The organism is Niabella terrae, from assembly GCF_054783135.1.
Genome location: NZ_BAAGRD010000011.1, coordinates 16459 through 43174, shown reverse-complemented (window position 1 = coordinate 43174; position 26716 = coordinate 16459). Strand labels below are relative to the sequence as shown.

25 protein-coding genes and 1 pseudogene are annotated in these 26716 nt (G+C 41.8%); 18 read left to right on the top strand and 8 right to left on the bottom strand.

Annotated elements, in window-relative coordinates:
- Positions 1 to 356: 356 nt before the first annotated feature.
- Positions 357 to 2036, bottom strand: coding sequence for an alpha/beta hydrolase-fold protein (locus ACYVI9_RS13095; protein ID WP_460765079.1), 1680 nt, complete (start codon positions 2034 to 2036; stop codon positions 357 to 359).
- A gap of 100 nt (positions 2037 to 2136) precedes the next feature.
- A pseudogene (locus tag ACYVI9_RS13090) lies at positions 2137 to 2346 on the bottom strand (tyrosine-type recombinase/integrase); the annotation flags it as partial.
- A gap of 142 nt (positions 2347 to 2488) precedes the next feature.
- Here ACYVI9_RS13090 and ACYVI9_RS13085 point away from each other — a divergent pair.
- Positions 2489 to 2857: a BlaI/MecI/CopY family transcriptional regulator gene (locus ACYVI9_RS13085; RefSeq protein ID WP_460765077.1), complete on the top strand. Its 369-nt coding sequence runs from the start codon at positions 2489 to 2491 to the stop codon at positions 2855 to 2857.
- Between the two features lie 18 nt (positions 2858 to 2875).
- Entirely contained in the window at positions 2876 to 4693 is a 1818-nt protein-coding gene (locus ACYVI9_RS13080) for an energy transducer TonB (protein ID WP_460765075.1), read from the top strand.
- 178 nt (positions 4694 to 4871) lie between these two features.
- Here the strand turns inward: ACYVI9_RS13080 and ACYVI9_RS13075 are convergent, their stop codons facing one another.
- Complete coding sequence (locus ACYVI9_RS13075; protein WP_460765073.1) at positions 4872 to 5222, bottom strand: winged helix-turn-helix transcriptional regulator; 351 nt, start codon at positions 5220 to 5222, stop codon at positions 4872 to 4874.
- A 93-nt stretch (positions 5223 to 5315) separates the two neighbouring features.
- Between ACYVI9_RS13075 and ACYVI9_RS13070 the strand changes: the two genes are divergently transcribed.
- From ACYVI9_RS13070 to ACYVI9_RS13055, 4 genes are all read left to right on the top strand, one after another.
- Positions 5316 to 5687, top strand: a complete 372-nt coding sequence (locus ACYVI9_RS13070; RefSeq protein WP_460765071.1) for a DoxX family protein — start codon at positions 5316 to 5318, stop codon at positions 5685 to 5687.
- Between the two features lie 680 nt (positions 5688 to 6367).
- Entirely contained in the window at positions 6368 to 7678 is a 1311-nt protein-coding gene (locus ACYVI9_RS13065) for a KamA family radical SAM protein (RefSeq protein WP_460765069.1), read from the top strand.
- Positions 7679 to 8283: 605 nt separating this feature from the next.
- Entirely contained in the window at positions 8284 to 8757 is a 474-nt protein-coding gene (locus tag ACYVI9_RS13060; RefSeq protein ID WP_460765067.1) for an RNA polymerase sigma factor, read from the top strand.
- Positions 8758 to 8761: 4 nt separating this feature from the next.
- On the top strand, positions 8762 to 9304 hold the full coding sequence (locus tag ACYVI9_RS13055) for a hypothetical protein (RefSeq protein WP_460765065.1): 543 nt from the start codon (positions 8762 to 8764) through the stop codon (positions 9302 to 9304).
- A gap of 114 nt (positions 9305 to 9418) precedes the next feature.
- Here the strand turns inward: ACYVI9_RS13055 and ACYVI9_RS13050 are convergent, their stop codons facing one another.
- The 4 genes from ACYVI9_RS13050 to ACYVI9_RS13035 all read right to left on the bottom strand — a co-directional run bounded on the left by ACYVI9_RS13050 (position 9419) and on the right by ACYVI9_RS13035 (position 12997).
- Entirely contained in the window at positions 9419 to 9952 is a 534-nt protein-coding gene (locus ACYVI9_RS13050; protein ID WP_460765063.1) for a hypothetical protein, read from the bottom strand.
- A gap of 108 nt (positions 9953 to 10060) precedes the next feature.
- Entirely contained in the window at positions 10061 to 10756 is a 696-nt protein-coding gene (locus ACYVI9_RS13045) for a hypothetical protein (RefSeq protein ID WP_460765061.1), read from the bottom strand.
- A gap of 173 nt (positions 10757 to 10929) precedes the next feature.
- On the bottom strand, positions 10930 to 12570 hold the full coding sequence (locus tag ACYVI9_RS13040; protein WP_460765059.1) for a WG repeat-containing protein: 1641 nt from the start codon (positions 12568 to 12570) through the stop codon (positions 10930 to 10932).
- A 100-nt stretch (positions 12571 to 12670) separates the two neighbouring features.
- Complete coding sequence (locus tag ACYVI9_RS13035; RefSeq protein WP_460765057.1) at positions 12671 to 12997, bottom strand: DUF4870 domain-containing protein; 327 nt, start codon at positions 12995 to 12997, stop codon at positions 12671 to 12673.
- 175 nt (positions 12998 to 13172) lie between these two features.
- On the opposite strand from ACYVI9_RS13035, the gene ACYVI9_RS13030 reads away from it, so the two are divergent.
- The 10 genes from ACYVI9_RS13030 to ACYVI9_RS12985 all read left to right on the top strand — a co-directional run bounded on the left by ACYVI9_RS13030 (position 13173) and on the right by ACYVI9_RS12985 (position 24346).
- Positions 13173 to 15059: a hypothetical protein gene (locus tag ACYVI9_RS13030; RefSeq protein WP_460765055.1), complete on the top strand. Its 1887-nt coding sequence runs from the start codon at positions 13173 to 13175 to the stop codon at positions 15057 to 15059.
- A gap of 499 nt (positions 15060 to 15558) precedes the next feature.
- Positions 15559 to 16137, top strand: coding sequence for an Hcp family type VI secretion system effector (locus ACYVI9_RS13025; RefSeq protein ID WP_460765053.1), 579 nt, complete (start codon positions 15559 to 15561; stop codon positions 16135 to 16137).
- Positions 16134 to 16970 carry a hypothetical protein gene (locus ACYVI9_RS13020; protein ID WP_460765051.1) on the top strand — a complete coding sequence of 279 codons (837 nt, stop codon included), beginning with the start codon at positions 16134 to 16136 and terminating at the stop codon, positions 16968 to 16970. The genes ACYVI9_RS13025 and ACYVI9_RS13020 overlap by 4 nt, the downstream gene beginning before the upstream one ends.
- A 19-nt stretch (positions 16971 to 16989) precedes the next feature.
- A complete protein-coding gene (locus ACYVI9_RS13015; RefSeq protein WP_460765049.1) occupies positions 16990 to 17478 on the top strand; it encodes a hypothetical protein in 489 nt (162 codons plus the stop codon).
- 56 nt (positions 17479 to 17534) lie between these two features.
- Positions 17535 to 18311, top strand: a complete 777-nt coding sequence (locus tag ACYVI9_RS13010; protein WP_460765047.1) for a hypothetical protein — start codon at positions 17535 to 17537, stop codon at positions 18309 to 18311.
- Between the two features lie 51 nt (positions 18312 to 18362).
- Positions 18363 to 18878, top strand: coding sequence for a hypothetical protein (locus ACYVI9_RS13005; protein ID WP_460765045.1), 516 nt, complete (start codon positions 18363 to 18365; stop codon positions 18876 to 18878).
- A gap of 12 nt (positions 18879 to 18890) precedes the next feature.
- Positions 18891 to 19286, top strand: a complete 396-nt coding sequence (locus ACYVI9_RS13000) for a hypothetical protein (protein WP_460765043.1) — start codon at positions 18891 to 18893, stop codon at positions 19284 to 19286.
- Between the two features lie 166 nt (positions 19287 to 19452).
- A complete protein-coding gene (locus ACYVI9_RS12995) occupies positions 19453 to 23007 on the top strand; it encodes a sensor histidine kinase (RefSeq protein ID WP_460765041.1) in 3555 nt (1184 codons plus the stop codon).
- Between the two features lie 4 nt (positions 23008 to 23011).
- Positions 23012 to 23755: a LytR/AlgR family response regulator transcription factor gene (locus ACYVI9_RS12990; RefSeq protein WP_460765039.1), complete on the top strand. Its 744-nt coding sequence runs from the start codon at positions 23012 to 23014 to the stop codon at positions 23753 to 23755.
- Positions 23756 to 23992: 237 nt separating this feature from the next.
- On the top strand, positions 23993 to 24346 hold the full coding sequence (locus tag ACYVI9_RS12985; protein ID WP_460765037.1) for a PD-(D/E)XK nuclease family transposase: 354 nt from the start codon (positions 23993 to 23995) through the stop codon (positions 24344 to 24346).
- A 14-nt stretch (positions 24347 to 24360) separates the two neighbouring features.
- On the opposite strand, the gene ACYVI9_RS12980 is transcribed toward ACYVI9_RS12985, so the two are convergent.
- On the bottom strand, positions 24361 to 24558 hold the full coding sequence (locus ACYVI9_RS12980; RefSeq protein WP_460765081.1) for a transposase: 198 nt from the start codon (positions 24556 to 24558) through the stop codon (positions 24361 to 24363).
- A 307-nt stretch (positions 24559 to 24865) separates the two neighbouring features.
- Here ACYVI9_RS12980 and tnpB point away from each other — a divergent pair, with 307 nt between their 5' ends.
- Both tnpB and ACYVI9_RS12970 read left to right on the top strand, forming a co-directional pair.
- On the top strand, positions 24866 to 26059 hold the full coding sequence (gene tnpB, locus ACYVI9_RS12975) for an IS200/IS605 family element RNA-guided endonuclease TnpB (RefSeq protein WP_460765035.1): 1194 nt from the start codon (positions 24866 to 24868) through the stop codon (positions 26057 to 26059).
- Positions 26038 to 26703 carry a PD-(D/E)XK nuclease family transposase gene (locus ACYVI9_RS12970; RefSeq protein WP_460765033.1) on the top strand — a complete coding sequence of 222 codons (666 nt, stop codon included), beginning with the start codon at positions 26038 to 26040 and terminating at the stop codon, positions 26701 to 26703. The genes tnpB and ACYVI9_RS12970 overlap by 22 nt, the downstream gene beginning before the upstream one ends.
- The last annotated feature ends 13 nt before the right edge of the window (positions 26704 to 26716 follow it).

Genomic DNA, 26716 nt, shown 5'->3' with positions numbered 1-26716 from the left:
CAGAACTGCGGCGAACGATTGCAGGACTTGATGTTTGCTCATTCATTGATATCCTTTTTTGAAAATGAATATCAAATCTAAAAGCATCAAATCAGAAAACAGTGGCCGTCCTCGTTAGAGGTTTACCATATTTTAAGTTCTTTGGGGTTGCTGTTGTAGATGGAATCAATATCCAATGACACATCGGGATAAAACAATCTCACCATACGGATTTTGATGTCGCTGTCTTGTAGAGCCGAGTTTGACCGTCAAAGCTGAAAGCTGGCGAAAAGAGAAAAAACCGACACAAGCATAAGGACTGCCCCCGTAATGATATACGACAAAATGAGAAACATCTTGTAATAAACTTCAGGTGATTATTTATATATAAATGGAATGGCATCCTCAAATGATGGAACAGCTGTACCTAAATGGTCTGTATTTCGGTATACTTTGGTTTTTAGAAGAAAAGGTTCCTGTTCTTTCAAAGTATTCGTCAGCATTCTGAAGAGGTGGTTCGTGTCAGTATCCAATTCACGCTCTCCCATAGTAATATAGAGTTTCTTTGTCTTAAATGCCGTTGGCGGAAAATGCTTTAATTTTTTCTCCAACTCTTCGACGATATAGTTTTTATGGTAACTTATTGAAGGGCTTGCGGATATATAATAATCGAATCCATGGCGCTCATTTCCATTTGAATTGCAATCACGTAAAAGCGAATACAAGGCGAAATAACCACCAAACGAATGCCCCATAATTGCCCGCAAAGTGGTATCTGTACGATAACAGCTATCTATATGTGGGATTAGTTCTTCCGTGATGAAAGAATAAAAAAGGTCTGCTCCGCCACTTGTGGCGAAACTGTCAATAGCCGGCGCCTTAGGGTAAGTATAATCACGGACACGAAGAGAATCCATGAGGTAAGCGTTTTCGTAGCCGACACCCACTACAATAGGGGTTGTCAGTTGGCTGTGCTTATCGCCGTATATGGTGACAGCATCTTTCACATGGTCAAAATAGGCATTCCCATCCAAAAGGAAAAGCACGGGATATCTTTTACTTGTATCATGGTCATAACCCTTTGGCAAATCCACAAATATGTGGAAACGGTCACCGACAGTCTCCGATGAATGCACAAATGCCGGTAATGATTCAACGTCCTCGTCAGGAAGCTCAGGCGCTTCATGATTGACTAATGCAGTCACATGCAGGCAATAATGATGGGGTGGTGTATTCCAGTCTCCTAAACTATTGCGTCTGTAGAAGCTTTTGGAAGAACCTCCCAACTTGACTTCATAGCTGATAGGTTTCTGACTATCCGTAGGTTCAGGTAGAAACTCAAGTGAGGCAATCACATCTCCCGACAGGTGGATACCCTCATTTGCCAAATCGAACCTAAGCCATCCTTTATTAATAGCCTGTCGCTGTATGATGCTTCTTTCCAATAAACGTTCCGTAGGTTCGCCGTCACTGTATCGATAGAAATTTATCCGAAACGTCGCACTGTCATCTCGGGAGGATTCCAGCACGTATAGATTCAAAGCTGTTAGCTTTACAGGGATGTCGCCGAGTTTGATTAATTGGCCGATTTCAAAACTATCATCTGGATTAAACATGCCGTCGGAAAAATGGAGCAAAAGCCCCCTACGTTTGATTCCGAACCAATGTTCTTTGGGGCGTTTTCCCAAAACGACTACTTCTTCCAAAGCCGTACTTTTTTGTTCAAGTTTAATGTTCAACGGGGTGTTTATTTTCAAGTCCTCGAGCGCAAGGTTATATTCAGAGTAGCCCACTAAAGAAAAAGTCAACGTATCCCTGCTATACGATTTCGGAATATCGAGTTCAAAAACACCAGACGGAGAAGTTACTGTTCCTACATTTTTCTTTTTAATCCCGATATTAACATAACTCAAAGGTGTTTTTTCTTCGGAATCCACGACTTGACCTGTAATGCGGAATTGCCCCAAAGCCATATCTGGGAAACTGAGAACAAAAATCGACAGGAGAATAAAGAAATTTTTCACGCTGTAAAAGTGTTCATTTATAACGAAAAACATTTGTTATTTAACAGCTTTTAACCATTGATTTAAAGAAAACAAAAAAAGCAGATGTACTGCTATAACAAATTATCTGAGGCTTTCAGGAAACGGCGGTCTTTCAGCTTCCCGATGCCATACGCTCCCGTAGGTTCTGCATATCCTCGCTCAATTTGTGTTCGACCACTTTGGCGTAAATCTGTGTGGTTCGGATGCTCGTTTGTCCGAGCATCTTGCTCACCGATTCGATAGGTACTCCGTTGCTCAATGTGACCGTCGTGGCAAACGTGTGCCGTGCGATATGGAACGTTAGGTCTGTGCTTATTTCGCATAGCTCTGCAGCACTAGCCTACCCCACCCAAGCAATTCGTTACCCACTGCCAGCATCCTTTAACGGTAAATTCTCTTATAACTAAAAAAATAGTTGTTAAACTAAATAATTAGTTATACCTTGCTTTTTAAATCAGCCATTCATGAAACAATTAACGAAAGCAGAGGAACAGATTATGCTGGTACTATGGGACTACGGGCCCCTGTTCTTAAGGGAAATCGTTGAAGCCATTGCGGAACCCCGACCTCACCAGAACACCGTTGCCACTATTCTCAAGATCCTGGTGGAAAAGCAATTTGTGGAGATCCGGGTATTCGGCCGTCAGCATCAGTATCACCCGGCCATAACCAAGGAAGCCTACTCGGGAAAAACCATCCGGCAGATGGTCAAGGGTTATTTTGAAGGCTCTTTCTCCAATGTGGTCTCTTTTATGGTCAAAGAAAACAACCTGAGCATTGCAGAGCTGGAGGAGTTGCTGGAAAAAGCCAGGAAGCAACAATCCAAAAGATAACACTTAAAATCAAACGCTATGCTTGAATATATGCTTCAAATGACCGCCTGTTCGGCCATACTGTACGGCTACTATCATTTTTTTCTGCGGAACGAAAAATTCCATGCCTACAACCGCTTTTATCTGCTGTCGGCTATGATTATTAGTATCTGCCTGCCCCTGGTAAAAATTCCGGTGCAATGGATCAGCCCGGTGGCGGAATATCCAATGGCCGTTTTCATGAGTACTGCAGAAGCGGTTACCGTAACAGCGGGCAACCAGCAGAGCAGCTACGGAGCCTGGTTACTTTTTGTCTACGGGCTGGTACTGATCCCGCTGCTGATCCGGATTCTATGGGCACTGGCCAGAATCTTCCGCCTGAAGAAAGACGCCCCTGTTGAGCACCTGGAGAATATTCGCCTGATTCAAACCACGGATCCTGATGCGCCTTTCTCCTTTTTCCGCTGGCTGTTCTGGAACCAACGCACAAGGACCGATTCCGCAGAAGGCAGACATATGCTGCGTCATGAATTGTATCATATCCGGCACCGACATAGCGCCGATCTGTTATTCACCGAGGTCCTGTTGGCTGTGTTCTGGTTCAACCCCCTTTTCTATCTCTACCGCCGGGAACTCAAAACCATCCAGGAATTTCTGGCAGACAAACACGCCACCGAAGACGGTGATATTGCCAGCTATGCCGAACTGCTGGTCCTGCAAACCCTGTCAGGTCCCGCCAATCGATTGATCAACCCCTTTTTTCATAACCAGTTAAAAAGAAGAATTACCATGCTATTATCATCAAAAAAATCCAGCTACCAGTGGGTAAGAAAGCTATTGGTACTTCCGGTGGCCGTCACCGTGCTGGCACTGTTCGGATTCCGGTATCAGCAGCAGATCCATCAAATCATTCCGGAAATTAAATCGGCCGTTACCAGTATCTATTCACCCAAAAACGAACCAACCGACAAACCCAATACACCGTCCTTATTAGAAAACCAGCAAAATCAGGACCTTAAAGATACCGTTCCCGGCAAACAGGCTTCCACGCCGGATAAAAATCTACAGGGACATACCTATAAACGACTGAAAGAGGTCACCGTGATCGGATTTGATGAGAGTGGCGCTACAGCATCTGCGTCTTCCCCCAAAATAGATGTGGAAGCTCAGTATCCCGGAGACTGGAGAAAATTTCTGGAAAGAAACCTCGATGGCCAGATAGCAGTAAAAAAAGGAGCTCCGAACGGCTCATACAAGGCAGAAATCCGGTTTATTGTAAACGAAGACGGCAGTCTCTCCGATTTTCAGCCCACCACCCATCAGGGCTATGGTATGGAAGCGGAAGTGATCCGGGTGCTGAAATTATCCGGGCGCTGGAAACGGGGTCTCAGCAATAAAAGCGGGAAAACCGTTGCGGTTAAATCCTATCGGGTTCAACCGGTAACTTTCCATGTAGGGACCAAGACAGCTGTTGCCCATAAAGCCACCCATAGTAATGAGCCGGAAATTTTTACCAAAACAGAATTCGATGCCCGTTATCCGGGCAACTGGAGAAGTTTTCTGGAAAAAAACCTGAATGGTCAGATCTCAGTTGATAACGGTGCCCCTCCCGGTAATTATACCGTTATCATCCAATTTATTGTTGATCTTGAAGGCAATCTTTCCGACATCAAAGCCCTAACCAATGTCGGATACGGTATGGAAGAAGAAGCCGTTCGGGTAATAAAAAAATCAGGTAAATGGAAGCCGGCTATTCAGAATGGCAGAGAAGTAAAGGCTTACCGCAAACAACCAATCACTTATCAGGTAACAGTGGACACTAAATCTGATAAGAAAGCTGGGGATCAGGCAAGTTGATGGATGCGAATCAGCCATCCGCAACTTATAAAATAATATTTTTATTCGGGGTGGCTGGTTCCTTTTTCAACCAATACATATACCCAGGGTTAATGAAGCAGAACCGCTAAAATAGCGTTAGCATCAATGCTGTAAAAACCAAAAATACCAAAAATTAGTAAGCTAAACTATAACTCGTTTAACTATGCTGTTCCCCCCATTCGTCCATTAACTCGAGGATTCTTTTTAACGATTTTCCCAGATCAGTCAATTTATATTCAACTTTTGGTGGGACCTGTTGATAGACGGTTCTGCTAATTAACTGATCCCCTTCCAACTCTTTTAGTTTAGAAATCAACATTCTTTCTGAAATCCCAACCAGCCGCTTTTTGAGTTCATTGTATCTCAGTTTTTGCTCATTCATAAGATAGGACAAAATATTAATCTTCCACCTTCCGCCGATTATAGACATTGTGTTTGCTATTCCACAATGTTCTTTCCAATAGTTTTCATTTATTGTGTTCGTGGAATTTTGCTTTCTTCTTTCCATACTTACTTTTTTGTTAGTACCATACAATAATGTATGTTCTGTCATGATAGCAAGTTATAAAATATATTTACAATAAATATAAATTCATAACAAATGACTACATTAAAAATCGCTATTCATTGGGCAGCGCTTCTTTATTACATTTATGTATTTGGATATGCCTCCTTATTTAAAGTATTTCAAAAGCAATCAATGATGCATAGTATGCTATCATTAGGATTTAACAAAACATGGACGATTATCATTGGTATAGGGGAACTGATAGGAATAATTTTGGTTGTAATAGGTATTTTCAAACCTCCGTGCAAAAATATAGGCATTTTACTGTTATTCCCATTTGCAGTTGGCGCTTTTACAGCACATATGGCTCATAATGAGTATCATCATTATTATAATGCACTTTTGATGTGCCTGCTTACAATCATTCTACTTGCAACAGACAAACAGTTCAAAATAGCAGTTTGAAAACAATCGAACAGAAATATCACCCACTATAAGGCGTTGCGAAAAGCATGACGAAACACTTAATATACCCCCTTTGTACATCCGGACTGCGTTGTTGCTGCTGGCAGCGGTTTCCCGTCTGACTGCATTAGTTGAATCTATTAGCGGAATACAAAGAACCTTTGTGATTCAATGTATGTGATCTGGCCAACATGATATCTTCATATACTTTTACTTTATAGCAGAGAACCAATCTTAACCATTCTTAATGGCCATTGCCAAAATTTAAAAAATTTCATACGCTGTTCAACTGTAAGATAGGTCCATTATAGCTTTTCAGCTTTGACAAATTCAGTGCCGGCAAATTGCAGCAACTATTCAGAAAATAATTATCGTGCTGATCAAAAAATGGATGGATCCGGGAATCGCTTTAAGCCCTGACTTACCCGTACATGAGTGTTAACAAGTACCTGATGGTTAGCTCAGAGGAAATTATCAGCCAGCAATAGAATATACGGGCAAAATGCTGTATTTTTACAATCTCACTTATCGGAGGCAAAATCAGGTAGTTGGCGCTAAACAAAACCTCCAGTTAATAATTTTAATCTCCTTGTTTACATAGACTGGGGTCCTTTTAAGTTCCGATCTGCACACCATCCTATCAGGTCATCAGGGAATGAAAATATTATTAAATACAATATATGATTGAAGTAGCCAGAAATAAAACGCAGCATACATATAAAGCCTATTCCCTGCATAATTTCAGACAGATCCCGCAATTAAGCGGTTTACCCGAAGCGCTATTGCAGGACATTGAAATCGTTGGGCATGTCCTGCCATTCAAAACAAATAATTATGTAGTAAATGAATTGATCAATTGGGAAAATGTGCCCAATGACCCCATTTTTATTCTCACATTTCCGCAAAAAGACATGCTTCTGGAACAGCATTACAAAAAAATGAAGTCCGTGCTTCAAAGTGGTGCAACAAAAGAAGACATAAAGAAAACGGCCAATGAGATCAGGGCGGTTTTAAATCCGCATCCTGCGGGACAATTGGAACATAATGTGCCGCTTTTGGATGGACAAAAACTCACCGGAATCCAACATAAATACAGGGAAACTGTGTTGTTCTTCCCCGGACAGGGACAAACCTGCCATGCTTATTGCAGCTTCTGTTTTCGGTGGCCACAGTTTGTGGGGATCGATGAATGGAAATTTGCCATGAAGGAAACGGAACTACTGATCCAGTACCTGAAAGAACATCCGGAAGTCACTGATCTGTTGTTTACCGGTGGAGATCCAATGATCATGAAAAACAAAATCTTCGCCACCTATATTGATGCCGTTTTGGAAGCCGACATTCCTAACTTAAAAACCATTCGTATTGGCACAAAAGCATTGGGCTACTGGCCATATAAGTTTCTAACTGATGATGACGCAACGGATACCCTGAAAACATTTGAACGTATTGTACAAAAGGGAATCAACCTCTCGATAATGGCGCATTTTAATCATTACCGGGAAATGGAAACAGAAGCTGTCAAAGCTGCCATTAAACGGGCTTTGAGTACAGGCGCACAAATACGCACCCAATCCCCGATCATGCGTCACATCAACGACAATGTAAATGTATGGAGTAAAATGTGGCGTAAGCAGGTAGACATGGGATGTATACCCTATTATATGTTCGTAGCTAGAGATACAGGAGCTCAGCATTATTTTTCGATTTCACTGGTTAAGGCATGGGAAATATTCCGAAAAGCTTATAGCCGTGTCAGCGGGGTCTGCAGAACCGTCCGCGGCCCCAGTATGAGTGCAGGACCGGGAAAGATACAAATGCTGGGTGTGTCTGATGCCGGCAATGAAAAAATAATGACCTTCCGGTTTCTACAGGGAAGAGACCCTGATTGGGCCGCCCGCCCCTTTTTTGCAAAATACAATCCTGATGCCGTTTGGTTGGACGAACTGGAACCCGCTTTCGAAACTGACAAATTTTTCTTTGAAAAGTAGCCGATCAACCGGTTTGTTGCTTGCATTTTGCAAAAACTCATTTTGTCATTATTTATTTAGTTGAGAATTTGGCTTGCGCTGGCAGCTCTACTGCTGCCGTCTCCCCCATTTAAATGTTGCAACGGCTACCGATTCGCTTTTCAGAACTATCGGAAGCCCTGAATCTCCTCAATCAGCAAAGCCTACCCGTTTGCACCCAACACATAATCCGGAAATTATTAATGCACTATCTACTGGCTAATGCAATATAAAAATCAGGGGATTATTTAATCTAAATATTTTAAAAATAATATAGCTAGGCTGTAAGTTTTTTCAGATTTCGACTACCTATAATAAAATAGTAGGAATATGAAAAAATACATAACAAAGATTTTCATGGATCTGTTGGTCCGCTCTCAACATAGCTCCGCTCAAATCTTTGATGATGAATTTGTATGCAAAACTTGAAAAAGTCCAGTACTCGAAATTTATAGTGCATCCTATTTTGAGTTTTCTGGTAAGAAAGTAAGTATAAAAATCAGTTTTCAAAAGAACTCCAATGGCCAAATAACTGGGCTCGTAGCTCAATGGAGAGGTCAAGTCCTTATATTTAATAAAAAATAAAAATGGATGAATCTCAATTTTTAAGTCTTATTAAAGAGCATCAAGGCATAATTTACAAAATATGTCAATTATACCGTGATCGGAAGGAGGATCGTGAAGATCTCTTTCAAGAGATTACATTCCAACTTTGGAAATCCCGCCAAAGTTTTAAGAACGACTCAAAAATAAGTACCTGGTTATATCGCATCGCGTTGAATACGGCAATTGCTGCTTTTCGAAAAAAGCGGCATCCTGTAGAATATAAATCCCAATTGCCGGATTTACCAGAAGAAACACCGAACGAAGATTTAGCTCTGCGACAAGAGCGTCTGTTTGAGGCATTAAAAAAACTTAGTGATAGTGATAAGGCCATTGTAACAATGTACCTTGAAGATTTAAGCTATCAGCAAATAGCTGAAATAGTGGGGATCAGTGAAAACTATGTAGGCGTTAAATTAAACAGAATAAAAACAAAAATTCAGAAAAAAATAATTTGACAAAATGGAATTAAACGAATTAAAATCAATCTGGGCGACTGTAAATACGCCAACGATATCAGCTTTCGAAATTCAAAATATGCTTTCAGAAAATAAACATCCCGTCCTGAAATCATTAAAAAAGCAATTTATAATTGAAATCCTTGGTTGGCTGATTTTTATCGCCTTCTATTATTCTATGCTTGACGGCGACAAAAAGCCATTCTGGGTCAATATCCTGCTTGTTTGCTCCATCCTATTGCCCTTGGTTCATAACCTATTAGGTTATCGCTTGTCAAAAAACCTGGTGTATGGTAGCAGCATCTATGAATCGCTCAAAAATTACCAGGCTAAATTTAAAACTTATGCCTTCGTCTCCATCATTTCAAGACAAGTCTATTTAATAGGACTTCTCTTATTCCTAACAAGCGGTATCCATTGGGAGTACGGAAAATTCCTGTCTGTGATTTTCATTGTCTCGTTTTTCCTACTTCAGTTATTTGTGATGCTTATGATTTGGAGAAAACGACTTAAAAGTCTTGAGAGAACGATAGCAACATTCCATTAATTTTAATGGCAGCAAGATCTGAAATTTACACATACATAGGGTTTACTGCAAATACCGATTTATATATGATAAGGAAACAAAATGAGATTGCCTTAATATTTAAATTTCATGTGTCTAGTGTTTGATGTGAATTTTATGTTTTTCAGCGTAAGGTAGTACGTAACTGTCCAATTTATCCAAGCGTATCTGCAATGCCGTATCATGTTTTTCAAATAAGGTAGCAACGGCCATTTCGATGGTATCAGCAGGTTGATTTTCGTCAATCATAGCTGCAACAGCGAGATAATCTTTTTCAACAACTGTCCTGGCATATCGATAGGCTTCCAGGGAAGCATCTATTATCGGCTTAGTTTCCGTATCAAAGGGGAGTTTTTCCACCTTCTTCAAAGACTCATTAAGTGGATCCAGCACCATTTGAGTGACGTACTCTACCGCCGTTCCCTTTGTTGGTGCTTCGTTCCTGATAATGGTAATATTTTCTTTTAACTTCACTGCCATCAGATTTTCGAAAAAACTGGGCGAGTAATGTGCTGTTATATTGTTGATATTTAACCAGGTTTGCGCAACCACTTTCCGGGGTGTGGGGCCGGAACAGGAACCAATGCCTATCACCAGAAGAACAAGAAAAATAAAATTGGTCACTTTCATATGCTAATATTTTAGTTATCAAACTGGCGCCCATCTTGGAGAAACCAGGGTTTGCCTCCGCACTTAATTTTTAAATTAATCCCGGCAGATTTACATTCTATTATTAATTTATTGCTTTTTTTCCTGAAAGGAAATCTCTGTCAACCCGTCTTCAGAAGTGAATGTTTTATTATAAGCACTCAGCTCTTTCGCCTGCACTTTGACGGTCTCTGGTTCAAAATCAGTACTGTTCATCTGTTCCAGGGGTTTGGCAGTTTTGCTCATTTCTGAACTTTTGGCTATCTGATAAGTATCTCCGTCAATTTTTACGACCTTAAAACAGCCAAAAGCTCCTTCCATTCCGATTGGATTTTGCCTTTCTTTGTATACTTCAATGCGCCCCAGATAAATATCACCGACTTTTACCATCGCCGCATCAGCCTGCCTTTGCTCAAACTGCTTTTTTCGCTGAGGTCCGCTAACCGTCCCGTCATAGACCAGGTACCCCAATAATGCGCATGCGCCCAAAAAGAAAATCCATCCAAAGACGGTGAGTTTAAAAACCCTTTTTTGCGGGGGAATTTGTGCCAGCTCACTTTGAGCGAAACCTTTCATCTCTTCCGTCCATTTGCGTTTAGGAACTACCTTTCGGTTATTCGCATCTAAAAATTGAGGAATCACCCTTTTATGCTTACTTACCCAAAATGCTGTTCTTCCTTCCACTTGAAAGAGATTCAGCACCATCGGCTTGTCCGGATTACTCGGGTTGATCAGATGGCGGGCATCCAATTGCTTAATACTGAGATTGGTTATTCTAATCCACATGGTTGATTACTTTTGAATTTTAAATTTGAGTGATTTGTCTGTTCTTGAACGGTACTTTTTCTCCTGTTATAAATCTACCGGGCCACGCGCTTCGTCAATTAATTTCCATTTTAGTGCCTCCTCCCCTGCGTTTTCATAAGTTGCTACGGCCTTGATCATCAGCACCCCCGTATTTATTCTATAACGTTTTTTCTGAACATCAACATGCCGGTTTGCGGATTAAAATACCGGTGGTAGACTTTGCTTGCTGTGAACTTATGTATTACCGAGTAGGCTTTCGCTTCTACTTTTATCAAAACAAATTCCCTGTTTTCAGCTCTTTTATTTTCGAAATCTTCCTTGTCTGGAGGCAGGTCATAGTACTCCGCCAGGTACAGGTTGGGGCTGTTTTCCAGGGCTTTGATATCTACAAACAATCCTTCAGGGATAATCGGCGCACCGGAGAAGTCGTAAAGGCCGAAGTATATTGCTGTTTTTTTGTTGTTTCCATTTTCCCTTTTTGTAATAATGTTATCATTGTCCCCGACCCGTATGGTTTGATACAGCGGCGGAAGAATTTCTTTACCCTGCCAATTGTCGAATCCATACTTATACCAGGTACGGTCCAAAACGGTATCCTGGTGGATCGTTCGAAATACAAGGCCTGAACGGACAACTTTCTCGGGCCATTTACGGGTAAGATCAATGAATTTTTCGCCTTTCATGGTGTACAATACCCCTGATTGTTCATTACCCGCCATTATACCAAAGAATAAAAAAACGGATCTGCTTTCATCCTTATATACAGCGGCAAAGTTTTCTTTCAAATATGACGGCATCCCTTCAGGGGGCCCGTCAATGGCGGCACCGAACCAACGAAGAATATCAAACTGAGGCTCCAAAATAATTTTGTCGCCTTTTTTTACGCCTAATTTTCCGTCCTGCCCTTGAATTTTTTCGTATCCCCTTTTGGTCAAAAATTGATTTAATTTGGCTTCGGAACGGATTAGATTGTCGGATCTTAGTTCAGATCCTGACACAACAGGCTGCTCCATTGCGGAATCGAGTATCTGCTGTATAATCCTTTTTTTGGTCTTAAGCGGTGCGTCCTGGTGAGATTCGAGCCAATGGTCGATAGTGTCCAGCTCATTACTGTTAAAAGCATCCTGAAACGAACTGGCGTATTTTGACCCGACGATATTAAATTGCCCATCGTAAATATCCTGACGGCCTTTTTCAGGCGAAAACCGGCTGGCATCTGCCGTAAACTGTTGGTAAAAACTACCCTGGGTACTGTCAATTTCACGATAAGTCGTGTAAAATGGGATGTTTTTGTAAAGTTGGGGGCTGCCCAAAATTAAAAATCCATCAAGCCGAATTAAGTGAGTGTATTGATGAGGCAGTATTTCATTACCATTCGCATCGATCATACCCGCAAAAAAACTACTGTCCCGGGAAATAAAATACAACATATCGTCCAGTTCATAGGGTATTAAATCGTAATACCGGGTCGGTATCACCAATCTGCCCTGCCGGTCTACTACCCCGTACCACTTACCAAGTTTTACAATGGCCCGGTTTCTTTTAAAGTCCCCGGCATAATCGAACTTAAAGGGGATCACCACTTCGTTATCGCGGCTAATATAGCCCCAGCTACCATTCTCGCTTACAGCAGCCAGGTCTTCAGCAAAAGATCTGGCATTATCATATTCAGCAGGTATGTTCGCCGCCAAGACCCTGGTGTTGATAAATCCGTAACTGATTCTGAAGTCTTTTTCAATCTTAGCCCCCCTGCCGATGGCATTTTGCGCCTTTGCGGCGGAAAAAAACATCATTACCAAAAATAATAGCAACAGCTTCATTCAAAAATCTTTATTTTTTGACAGAATCGAACCTGCCTGCTGAAAATCTTCCTATTGATTTTAGTGACATCCCTTAAAAATTGAATTTCTTTTCGAAGAATTTTCCGATCAGCGGCACTGGTTTCAGCACTTCGTTACTGGCCGCTATTATTCCGAAAATGAGCAGGAGCAACGGAACTATCCCTACCAAAATGACCATCCCTCCCAAAGAAGGTGCCATTAGGATGATCATGCTCAGCACAATATTCAGGACAAGGGCAAAAATGATTACCCCCAGGGCTTGCCCAAGATGGTAGGAGGCCAGTTCATTTTTGGGATTGCTTTTTTTATGCTGCAGGTAGGCAACAATCCAACCGATAAGGGTAATATACGAGACAATGGCAATGGATTTCGCATTCATAATGTTTGAATTTTAGTACGTGATAATTAATGGTTCGGAATAATAAACCAGATGGACAAAACTAGCTTTTTGCCGCTTCCCGGAAGCATTTCCGGCAACTATCAAGCGTCTACAAGTTTTAAAAAACGTCTACAAATCAACTACAAAACAGAACATATGCCCTAAATTCACCCCTATGAATACCAGATTTGTAGTCAGTTTTATATTTTCCTGCTTTATCCTGATTGAGGGACTACAGGCGCAATCAGTAATGATAGATTCCCTGGATGCCATTATCAACAACCCCGCTGCTGCAAACATCGAAAAGATAAAAGCCCTCTGTAAAAGGGCAAAAATTTCAGCGGTCAATAAAAGCTTTGACCAGGCATTGCAGTGGATAACCCTGTCTAAAAACTTGCACCAAAAAGAAGGTGACCACAGCCAGGGAGTATTGATTTATACTACTTTAGCTTCAATTTATACCCTGCAGGACAGTCTGAATCTTGCCTATCAGGCAGTAGACAGTGCCCAGTGGTTTGCGGCAGGATCAGAGGACAAACTGACCAAAGGAAGGGCATTGAACAGCAAAGGATGGCTGGAAATGATGGTGGAAAATACAGATAAGGCCTATGAATACTGGTTGCAAGCCCTGCAGCTGCTGGAAGGGTTACATGACAAGGAAGCAGCTACTTTAAGAAGTAGCATTTATCATCATCTGGCTGCAGCTGAAGGATATTGGAAAAATCAGGAGAAACAGTGGACATTTACAAAACGCTGTCTTGACGAAGCAGTTAAAAGTAAAGATGCTGACGCAATTTCAAATGCCTATCTGAGCATGGGGGTCAGTTTCCTGTATCGTTACCGAAAGGATACTTCTCAAAGGACTTTGTTGGATTCCTCAAAATATTACACCAAAAAAGTACTTGTTTTTTCAGAAGCTCATAAAAAACAACTTACCTTACCTGGAACAATCGGAATAGCTTCTTTAAACCTGGCAAATTTATATTATGAATTTTACCCCTTATCTTATAAAGATTCTGCCGAACAGTACCTCAGTCAGGCCTTGAAAGTGGGTAGAGAGACTAAAAACACCCAGATCATTGGCAATAGTTACGGGATTTTAAGCGGATATGCACTTAAGGAGAATAATTTTAAGGATGCGGAAATCTTATTGTCAAAGGCCTTGGCAGAGATCATTTCAAGCCCCACCAAAGACACCAGAACGCAATCGCGCCTCCTACATATGCAAGCCCAGGTGGCCGAAAAACAAAACAATACCCGCCAAGCCCTTGACTATTACAAACAATATATAGCGTTGGATAAAAAACTATTTGATGAGGAAAAATTTACCATAACCCAAAAATTGGAAGCCCGGTACCAGGCTAATAAAAAGGAGCTTGCACTTTCATCTGCCCGGCAAGAAACCGCATTCACAAAAAAACTGAACCGTTATTATTTGACGCTGCTCATTGTTGGCGGTTTAGCCCTGTACTTTCTGTTCCGTTCGTACCACTTTAAATTAAAAACCTCCCGACAGGAACAACTCTTGCTCGTTGGGCAAAAAAATGAAGCTAAACTTCATGCCGATCTGAAGCACAAAGAAAGCGCCCGCCTGCAGGCTGAGCGAAAACTGATGCAGGAGCGCCTGGACCGACTTGAAAAAGAACTATTGGCAGGTACCTTGCAGGTCGAGGAGAAAAACAAACTTCTGCAAAGCTTTAAGGATAAACTCGAAAACCTGGACAGCAATAACCCCTTATACCGACAGTTCAATCGCCTTTTCTACAGAAACCATGAGGTAGACCGGGACTACCAAGACATCAAGATCGAATTTGCCGAAATACGGCCCGAGTTCATTGCCGGACTTCAGCAAAGAGCAGAAAACAAGCTGACCCGCCTCGATCTGAAATACTGTTCCTATATTTTAATGGGACTTACCAGCAAAGAAATAGCCAATAAGCTGAACGTTGAACCCAAAAGCATCAGGATGGCACGCTACCGCATCAAACAAAAACTAAAACTGCAAAAAGACGATAATCTTGATCAATTTATCAGCGACCTGAGCACAAGATCAAATACCTGAGCATCACCTTCTAACCTGATGAGAAAAGACGCAACAACGATTTGGCAGTTACTATATATCAGGTATATCGATTCAGGATTTTGATCGCATCGGTTATGGGTGGGTTAAAAGGAAGGCATAATTGCGCCCGCTAAAGCTATTTACTATTTGCGGCAACCATCTGAACGCTTTAAAGACGGATCACCTACCCTATTAACTGCGCTCCCTATAAACCTTGCTATTAGTGAAATACCACCCTATGCGGTTATTTTGAACCCATCATGCTATCAGTTTAATTTTCTAACGGCTTTACCCCGCCTCCAACTCCAGGGTCATCAGGTTACCGCGCAATAACCCGTAAATACCGTTTACTAGGTTTTTGTCATATTCCGACCGCAGGGAGCCTATTTTTACTTGCAGGCACCAAAAAGAAAAAACCTGAAAAACAAGCACCGGCAGTGCCCCATAACCCTACCTGTCTGTAACATAATTATTTTATAACTGACTTAAAAATTACAATATGAAAAACACGCTTCTTCTCATCGCTGGAATTTCAGGGCTGCTATTCCTGTTTAATTCCTGTGAAAAGGACCAAACATCGGTTACGCCTGAAGATCGGAAAGGCCAGTGTGAATCAGCTATTGCGACCATTGGTCAGTTTTTGCAACTCAGTAGCCAGCCCCGCGAACTGAAGGCCGCTTATATGTACCTGAAGCTGGCAGATATACCGGGAGAATCAGCCGATAAAGACCATAAAGACTGGATTGATCTAATTTCAGTCTCCGTTAGTAATCAGGTCAATATCATGGGCCAGCCGGGTACAGCCACCCAGGGCGGCTCCTTGGTTCAGGACTTCAAATTTTCTAAACTACAGGATAAAGCCTCTACCGCCTTGAAAGATGCCCGGTCTTCCGGCAGGACAATACCGAAAGCCCTATTGTCCATTCGCAAGAATGCCGGTTCACAGCAGGCCTATCTGCAGGTAGAACTGCGGAATGTACAAATCACCTCCTATCAGATCGGCGGTTCCGGATCGGATGAATCCTCCATGGAAACAGCATCGCTCAATTTCGAAGAAATTAAAGTAATCAAACAATGAAAAATCGTCATGCAATACCCTTAATCCTGTATGCGGGGTTGATGATACTTTTAGATTCCGGATGCAGTAAGAATGCAAGCGTAAACTCAAACAACAAAGCCTTACCTGAAAATAAATTGCTCAGTAAAGTATTTGTAAATCAAAAACTGACCAGTGAAATTCAATATAGTGAGGCTAAAATAATAAAATCTATCAACCAATACGAGGAGGGTCAATTTGAAGGTTCCGAGACCTGGGAATATGATAGTGATGGTATGTTATCGCAAAAATGGTTCGTAGACGCCAATGGAGATTTTCAGGTGGTCTGGGCCTATGAATACAGCGATGACGGGAAATTGAGTCGATGGCTGGTGTATAAAAACCTGTTTGATGATCCGACCTACGGCTCCAGTTTCGAATATGATGCGGAGGGAAGACTTGCAGCCCGCTACTATTATTCTCCGGATGAACCTGATAAAATCCATTCTTATATAACCCAAGATTATGATTCTTATGGAAACCTGCTTGCCATTAAAGGATATATGATCCAGGAAGACGCCTCTGTATATCAATATTTAGAACAAAATTTCCAATACCAGGAACCTAAAAGAATCGCATCAATACGCAAAGCTCTCGGCGATTATTTATCCATGAATCTCATGCAGCTCAATTCGAGTACAACATACCATAATTACGATGCAAACGGCGCTCTTATTTCGGCTTATAAAACAAAGACCAAACTCGAATTCAGCGATGATGGCTTGCCGGCCACATCTAACATAGAGGTTGAACAAATTGTCCCGCAGGCCCCAACAAAAACAGCAACCGTATCCTACGAATACATCGAATTCTAATAAAAAAAAATCATGGACTATGAAAGAGTTAAAATTGATTTTTGCCCTGATTTTTCTGACCGTTTTGACCGCCTGCAGAAAGGAAGGAATCCAGGAAAATAACGACAGCCCTGAAATTATCTACTCAGACTGGATACCTGCCAACTGGAATCTTCAAAACGCTGCCTCAAGCAAGCAAATGGGCATTCAAGATGCGCGTATCACCGAAGCATTTTTAGAAAATGCAGTCATACTGTTTTATGTACGTACCACACCCAATTATTTAACGGACAATGTAAGTACCATACGTTCAATACCCTATACAAGCATCTCAGCGGTCTATTATTTTGAGGCCTCACCAGTTGCACCCCAGATAAGATTTCGTGCGTACGGAGAGCCGGGCAGTACTATTTCAGTAGCATGGATCCAGGATGTTCGTTACGTACTCATTCCTGACGGCGTCCCCTTACAAAGCTTGAACCTGGGCAACTACCAGGAATTACAGGAAAGGTTTGGTATAAAACCATAAAATGAGCATTTTCCATACCACCTATAAACCGTAAAACTATTTCAAATAAAAATCAAATGAATACAAAATTAAAATTTCTCTTCATCATATTACCCGGCGCTCTGTTGATTATGTCCTGTGATAAAAGCCAACTGCCGACACCCCAATCCAATTGCCAGATAATAGGACTAAAATCAGTAAAAGAGCATGGGCAACCAAGCATTACACGAATCCACTACAATGATGATGGCAGTTTAGATTCAGCAAACTTTACCTACGACTTTGCAGGTTATACCAGCCAAGCCAGCTGGAGTTATGAGCCCGGCAGGATTATTCAAATCTGGCAGAACGATAACAAAATTGTAAACAAAAAGCAGATTGCGCTTGATGCAAAGGGTAAGCCAATAAAAATGGTCATAGATTTCTACGATAACAACGGCGTGATTTACCATACAAATGAGGTCCTATTTGCGTATAACGGGCAAGGGCAACTTATAAAAAGCACGCTTAAAAATGGTGACAACCCGGAGACTGCGACCTTATATTCCTGGACGGGAACCAATATGACAAAAGCCGTCGGTGAAAACGATACCGAAACCTATACCTACTATACTGATCTGCCACCGCAGCAGTTAGATTACAGGAGCCTGGTAGAGACCCTGCACAATGGTGTAGAATTCTACAGCAATCAACACCTGCTTAAATCATGGACCAGTACTGCAAACGGCTTTGTGAGAACTTACGATTACCAGTTTGACCCGGATGGAAAGATGAACAAATACATTATGAAAGAGACAAAAAACGGCAATACTGAAAATACCGAAGTTTCTCTTGAATATTTATGTCAAAAATAAATGATACACCAACGCTTAATACCTTATTTAAAATACGACATAATTACCGAAATGTCCAGGATAGATCTGAAAAACAGATTGCAGGAAAATATGGCTCCCTTAGCGCACCGACGGAAACCAATCAGGGGTGAAATGCGAAAAAATTATGTCGGTAAAATATCGTTGGCGGGCGACAGGTTTGTGATGATGCGCTTACCCGCCTTCGGCAGTAACAATAGATCTACGAGATTAAAGACAATGATTCCGGTTATCAAGGGCCACATCAGAGAGCGACTGGGGACAACCCTGATACAGATTTGCATCAAACCTCCCGCGCTGGTGCTGGTATTGGCGGCCGTATTCTTCGGTCCTTTAGGAACTGGCTGTATCGCAATTGCAGTGCTAGTTATCACGCGCTACCGGCAAAACCCGGAACTGGATTTGCCTTCTGCCCTGATTTTACCCTTCCTGCTGTTTGTCATTGGATACGTGCTGCTTTTGGTGCGATTTCGGCAGGAATGCCAAACAGACCGCTCCTTTCTGGAAAAAATTTTGAATTCAGGTAATTTAACAAACGCTCATAACTAAAAACTTAAAATCATGAAAACACTTGCCGATTATGTGGTGATCCGCGATAGTCCGTTCGAAATCGGAACCGGCAATCCCGCCCAACCGCACATCTTTGAATTCGAATTACCCGGAGATTATGTTAAAGGCAGAAATATTGCTAAACCGGTGTTGCAGTTTATCATTCGCGGGTTCCTGGATGATGATTACAGCTTTCAGATCGGATTTAATGACTTGCAGGAGCTGCAGAGTAAATCCGAAGTCCGGTACACTTTCAAGGATGTATCCAAGTCCAGGCTATTTACGATGCATGAAGCAATTGATGGTATCAAACTGGTACCCGGGAAAAACCGGGTATATTTCCGTGCGGTCAGCGGTAAACTGGGCTTTTCCGATGTTATTCTTTGGTTTCAGAGAAAAATAGACTAAAGCAATCTGGGTTCGGGAGAGGTCGGGATCAGCGGAAATCATCCACTCTTCCCGGCCCTGCCTCCTATTTTAACCAGGAGGATACCCCAAAAAGGTGATGGCGTCCAGTCCGGTGATTGCTTATAAAAATCCGGACAATAATCTACTTTTACCTAAACCGGTGTTTTTGATTGTAAAGCGTAGGCATATATGGATCACCGGGCTATATTTAGCTGTGCTGGCTGCCGGACAAATGACCCGGGCGCAAGACCTTTCATTTTTGCATCTCAATAGAAATCAGGGGCTTACTAATAACCGCGCCAACAGCGTCTTAACCGATAATAATGGCGTCCTGTGGGTCGGCACCGTCCACGGACTGAACAGTTATGACGGTAACAGGGTAATAAACTACTACCGCCGGGATTACCCTGGTTTGGCTAGTGATGGGATTGTGAGGATGGTTTGCGACACAAAAAACAGGATATGGATACAATGTGGCACCGGCCGACTTAGCCTGCTGGATGCCAACAGACAATTTCACGAAATCATTATTTGGGAAAAAGGCAATAAAGTGCCGGTGGATTACCTCCTGCCCCTTAAAGAAAAAATAATGTTTCTGAGTAAGGGCCGCCTGTACCAGCTGTTTGAGACAGATTCACTGTGTTTTAGCCAGGTCCAGGCACCGGTGAATCCCCTGTTGCAGCATCTATTCAAAAGGATTAATCCCTGGGACAAAAACCGGTTGGTATTCAGTGGAGATAACCTCTTATTCTTATGGGACAGTAAAACCCTAAAAACCACTAAACCCATGTCCGTTCCATTGATCACTGCCGCCGTAAAATATGGTGAGGATACAGCACTCATTACCACCGCAGGAATAAATAGCCTTTGCCTGATCAACCTGCGCTCCGGCCAGCTCATTGAAGATTATTCCGGTGTGAAAGATCAATATGGAGAGCAGCTGCATAAATCTCCACGAAGTATTTATCATTTAACAGATTCAAAGTTTATACTCAGTTCTGCGACAGCTGGCGTCTATATATTTGACGCTGCAACTAAAACACTGAGACGTTACCGCCATAATCCCATTGATCCCCATACCATCGCCAGTAATTCAACCGCCTATATTTTTGCTGATTCCCGGGGATTCTTCTTTATCACCACCCATGTATCCGGCCTGGATTATTTCAGGATCAATTCGAATAAGGTTCATGTAAAACCGGCCTTTCAGGATAAAATAACCGGTCGGATCTATGATGGATACATTGCAGGTATCGCTGAAGATTCAAAAGGCAATTTTTGGATGGCCGGACCAAATATTCTAATCGCATGGAACCGGCACACTGATGAAACGACTTTCCATTATCCAAAAACCCAGGGTCAAATCCGAACCCTTTCCGTGGATCAGCAGGACAGAATCTGGCTTGGCAGTTCAAAGGGCGTGTCCGTTTATGATGCCGGCCTAAAGCTGGTAAAGCGACCCTCAGCAGCTGATGGGTTTGCCCTGAAGGACGATGTCATCAATAATATTTCAATTGCGCCAGATGGCAGGATTTGGTTATGTACTTCAAATGGGATCCGTTTTATGGATCCCCGGAGCTTTAAGGTAAGGTTTCCCGAAGCCGGCTCCATACTGAACACCGTAAATAGGAAAAACTGCACAACCCTGTTCTTTGGCGCCGATTCGGTGGTATGGATCGGCACCTGGGAAGGCGCTTATAAGCTGGACACTGCATTGGGAGCTGTTTCTGCTTACTCCGTCCAGAACGGACTGCTTCATAATCATATTATCGGGTTTGCGACCGACCATTTGAATAATTTTTACATTGCTACCCGTTTAGGCTTTCATATATTGGGGCCGGGAACCGGCCTTCTTGCACAAAAAAGCATCCACAATAACTGGCCCATTGATTGTTATTCGATGCTTAAGGATCAGCTGGGGAATATCTGGTTGGCCAATAGAGACTATCTGGCAACCTATCTACCCGCCTCCCAAAAATTCAAAGTATATGACAGCCGCTCGGGAATCAACAGTTCCGGATTTTATTTTTTCTCGGCCCTTACAGCCAGAGAGGGTACCCTGGTTTTTGGTTCAAATCAGGGAATCAGCTATTTTAAGCCGCAAAATATACGGATACCAGACCTGCCCCTGACGGTATTGATCCAGGGCATGGAAACCGCCGGCCGTTTTTTTCCCATTGCCCGGGGTAGGGAAACGGAGATCCCATTTCGGACCAACTCCGTGAACTTTTCTTTTTCAGCCGTTAATCTGTTAAAAAGCGATCCTGTCTACTACCAATACATGCTGGAGGGGGCAGATAGAAACTGGATAAAAACGACCTCGTCCCAGCAAGTGAACTATAACGGGCTGGCACCCGGCAAATACCGGTTCCGGGTTAAAGCCAGCAGTGATAACCAGCATTGGACTGAAGCTTCCCTACCGATGGCCTTTAGTATCAAAGCCCCCTGGTGGCAAAACCTCTGGTTTATTATGGCTTCCTCCTTATTAGGTTTGATTGTCGTCGGCATTTTTATCCGGCAACGGAACCGAAAAACCCATCGGCGGCAGGAGCAGTTGGAAACTGAAAGGGCGATCAACTACCTTTCCTCTTCTCTGCACGAACAAAAAACGGTAGATGATATACTTTGGGATGTGGCAAAAAACTGTATTGGTCGTCTGAATTTCGAAGACTGCGTTATTTATCTGACGGACGAAAGCAGAAATGTATTGGTGCAAAAAGCCGCCTGGGGGCCCAAATCCGAGGAGGGCAAAAGGATCATTGCGCCACTGGAAATTCCCGTAGGAGAAGGAATTGTTGGCAGCGTGGCCCAGCATGGTAAGCCCGAGATTATCGGCGACACGACTAGGGACAAACGCTATATTGTAGATGATGAAAGGCGCCTGTCGGAAATTGCCGTACCGATTATTTACAAGCAAAAAGTATTGGGTGTCATTGACAGCGAACATTCCAGAAAGAACTTCTTTACCGGAAGACAGCTTTCCATTCTTAGTACAGTCGCTTCGGTTTGCGCCCAAAAAATCACACGTCTGTGGGCGGAAGAAGCGTCACGTAAGGCTCAATTCGAAATTTTAAAGCAGGAAAGAAAAACAATTGAGGCCCAACTAAAGAGCCTGCGTCTTCAGATGAACCCGCACTTTCTTTTTAATTCTTTAAACGCAATACAGCAACTAATTTTGTCAGGAGAAGACACTGCGGCCACCAGATACCTGTCTAAATTTTCTCGGATGCTCAGACTGGTATTATTACATAGCGACAGAGAAACCGTTACCCTCAAAGAGGAGCTCGAGACCCTGGAATTGTATATAGCGCTCGAAGCACTGCGGTTTAAAGAGTCTTTCGGGTACAGGATTCAATGTGATAGCAACATTGATGCAGATGAAATTAACATCCCTGCAATGTTAATTCAGCCATTTGCAGAAAATGCAATCTGGCATGGGCTAATGCACAAAAAAGAAGACCGCCTGTTACAAATCTATATTTCGGAATACGGAGAAGACCGACTGTCCTGTTGCATTGAAGACAATGGCATTGGTCGAAACGCAGCCGGAAAACTAAATAATGTGCCACATGCAGGCAAGGGCATTTCGGTGGCGGAAGAACGGCTTAACACTTATAATGCCCATCAGGAGTTAAAGAGTAACGTAACCATCGAAGATCTGAAACATACAGATGGTACACCCTGCGGCACCAGGGTCACCCTGATTTTACCTTTATTGTAAAATTATGATCACCGCACTATTAATAGATGATGAAGAAAGGGCCACAGACTCCCTTCGGCTAATGATTGACAAATTTATTCCGGAAATAAACCAGGTCCGGGTATGCAATGATGCCGTAAAAGCAGTCACGCTTATCCATAAAATACATCCCGATCTCATTTTCCTTGATATACGAATGCCCTACCTTTCAGGTTTTGAGCTACTGGATCGTATTCCCAAAAAAAACTTCAAGGTAATATTTACCACAGCTTATGATGAATATGCAATTAAGTCTATCAAGTTCAGTGCATTTGATTATTTACTTAAACCTATCGATGCCGAAGAATTAATTCTCGCTGTTAAACGCTTTCTCCAAACCAAAGATGATAATTTCCAGCAACAGGAGCTTTTCAAAAATATTTCAGTTAATATGCAGTCTCCGAATCGTCAACAATACCGACTGGCACTGCCTTCAAGACAAGGGGTTCATTTTCTTTTTCCCTCAGAAATTATCCGCTGCGTAGCAGAAGGTAATTATACCCGGTTCTACACGATTCACAACAAACAGCATCTGATTTCCAGGACCCTGGGAGAATACGAGGAATTGCTTGGTCCGTATAATTTTATCCGCAGCCATAAATCTCATTTAGTCAACAAAAATTATATTGCTTTCATAGATCACGATGGCTTTCTCACTCTTACAGACCAGACAAAAATCGAACTGTCCCGAAGAAGAAAAGCAGCTGTAATTGAAGCTTTAAGAACCTGACCCGGCGCATTTCCAGCCTTCGCCGGTCTTCGACCAGCTATTGCATGTGAAAACCAGGTTGAATCTGCAATGAGAACTTACCAAATGAGACTATCAGATAATATCAGATAAATTGGAATTTTATCTGAACGCAGGTATTGCAATACACAGCGCCATATATTTAGAAAATATTAACATACCACTGAACTAAAATACTAATTTTATTAGTATTTTTACACTAACTTAATTAGTGTAACGATGAAACATCAACAGCTTGCCCCTCCCACAACTGGGAGGTATATGGATTTGCGGTCCGACTTTGCTTTTAAAAGAATCTTCTTAGCTGAACCCCGGAAAGAACTGCTGATTGCCTTTCTCAATGAGTTATTCAGAGGACGCAAAATTATTAAGGATCTGGTATACTTACCCCAGGAAAGCCATGGTCGGCTGCTCGAGGATCGGAAAGTCATTTTTGATCTGGTTTGTACCGGTAGTGATGGTGAAACATTTTTGATTGAAATGCAACGGACAGCCCAGAAAAATTTTGTTGACCGGGGATTGTTTTATAAAACGTGCCGCAAAACCCAAAAGTCTTTAGCTTTTGGGATGTAAGGCACAAAAAAAATTTAGCCTTGTGAAAGAATATATTGACGGACAGTTTCAGGAATTGCTTCTCCAATAGAGCAAACAAAGTAACCATCTGACCAGAAAGGAAGTTCTTTCCGTAAGTTCTTTGTTAATATGTTTTTGTGCTTTTGCCAAATTGCAATTGTGCTTTCCTGCTTTAACTTGCCCGCAATGGAAGTAACCGAAAGACGCGGAATGTATCAAATAAGAAAATGGATGTGGTCAATATCGCTTTCAAATACTTCAATTTCAAAATCAGATTTGGCAGTAATTGACTGCATAATAGACTTCCTGACATGATCCCAATCACCAATCAGCAGCTTTTAGGATACTTGCATAAAAATTAGGTGGTATTTTAAGCAATGCATTGAACAATTTGTGGAAGTATAACTGCTTCTAAGGTTTTTTAACCTTATTTTTGTGTACTAATATATATCTTTAATTATACTTATTGAAAATATAAGTAGTATATTCTATACATTATATATCTAAATTGATCCATAATTGAAATTAATACATAAGACATACCGTTTTGCATTGTTGCCGACAAAGGGACAGGAACTGCTTTTGAGTAAGCATTTCGGGTGTGTTCGCTTTGTATTCAATCACTTTTTGAACGAAAGAATTGAGCAGTATAAGGAGAATAAAAAATCAGATAATTATCAAAAACAGGCGGGCGCTTTGACTCAGTTAAAAAAGAAAGAAGCAACTGAATGGTTAAAGGAAGTAAACAGTCAAACATTACAAACCGCCCTGCGAAATTTAGACACCGCCTTTGTGAACTTTTTTAGAGGTAATGCTAAGTTTCCCCGATTTAAAAGTAAACGCAAAAAGAGCAGTTTCACAATTCCGCAATTTGTTGAAGTGAGTAATGGGAAATTGTTTTTCCCAAAATTTAAAGATGGCATTAAAATCATCGAACATCGTGAATTAAAGGGTGAAGTGAAGCATTGTACTGTATCAAAAACACCAACAGGTAAATACTTTGTATCCATACTTTGTGAAGTGCAGCATCAACCATTGAAGCCAACAAAAAAACAGGTGGGCATTGACTTAGGAATTAAAGATTTTGCTGTTACTTCCGATGGCATAAGGTTTAAAAACAACTATCATTTAAAGAGATATGAAAGTCAGTTAGCAAAAGCACAAAAACACCTTTCAAGAAAGGTAAAGGGCTCAAGTAGTCGAAACAGGCAAAGGCTTAAAGTTGCGGCAATACACGAAAAAGTTGCCAATACCAGGCTTGACCTGTTACATAAGGTATCTACACAGATAATCAATGCGTATGATATCATATGTCTGGAAGATTTGAACGTAAAAGGAATGATGGCAAACCATAAACTTGCAAAGCATATAGCAGATGCAAGTTGGGGATCATTCGTCAGGTTACTTGAATATAAAGCAAGTTGGAACGATAAGCGAATAATTAAAATCAACCGCTTCTATCCATCTTCAAAAACCTGTAACGAATGTGGCTATATCCATCAGACTCTACATCTTTCGGAAAGACAGTGGACTTGTCCAAATGGACATATTTTGGACAGGGACTTCAATGCAAGTAAAAATATCCTTGCAGAAGGAATAAGAATCATCGGGGCGGAACTCTCCGATTACACGGGCAGAGCCTTAAATAAGACTTCTGAAAAGGAGCACAGGGCGTTGAAGTCCGAAGCCCATTGGTCTTTAGCCAATGGGTAGTTCACTGCGCCCACCATTTTGTTGATCAGGGTCCTAAAGGAGAAAAACACTGGAGCTACCAATTAAAAGAAGTGTATTTTATTGGTGTAATGGATTTTAAACTCCCCAATAGCCGACCGGGCAAATATTTCCATCGGGCAGCTATAATGCATGAGGAAACCCATGAAATCCTTTGTAACAAACTGGGATTCATTTTTCTGGAACTTCCCAATTTCAACCTTGAGGAAAAAGACATCAAATCTGACCTGGAGCGTTGGTTCTATGTACTGCGGAATCTGGGTAAATTAGAAAAAATACCAGTAATTTTACATAAACGGATTTTTCAGAAACTATTCCATATAGCAGAATTATCTCAACTTAAAAAAGAGGAATATATGTTATACCAGAAAGACCTTAAGGATCAATGGGACGCCTATAATCAATTACAAACCGCAAGGGAAGAAGGATTTGAGGAAGGCGAAGCCAGAGGAGAAGCTAAAGGGCTGGCCAAAGGACTGGCCGAAGGGGAAGAAAAAAAGTCCCGGGAATTCATTGAAAACCTCATCCTGAAGTTAAACCTTGATAATCAAAAGACCGCCGATCTCGCAGGGGTATCCGTGGATTTTGTAAGGAAAGTTCGCGCCGGTTTAAAAAAGAAAAAATAATACAGAAACCCCT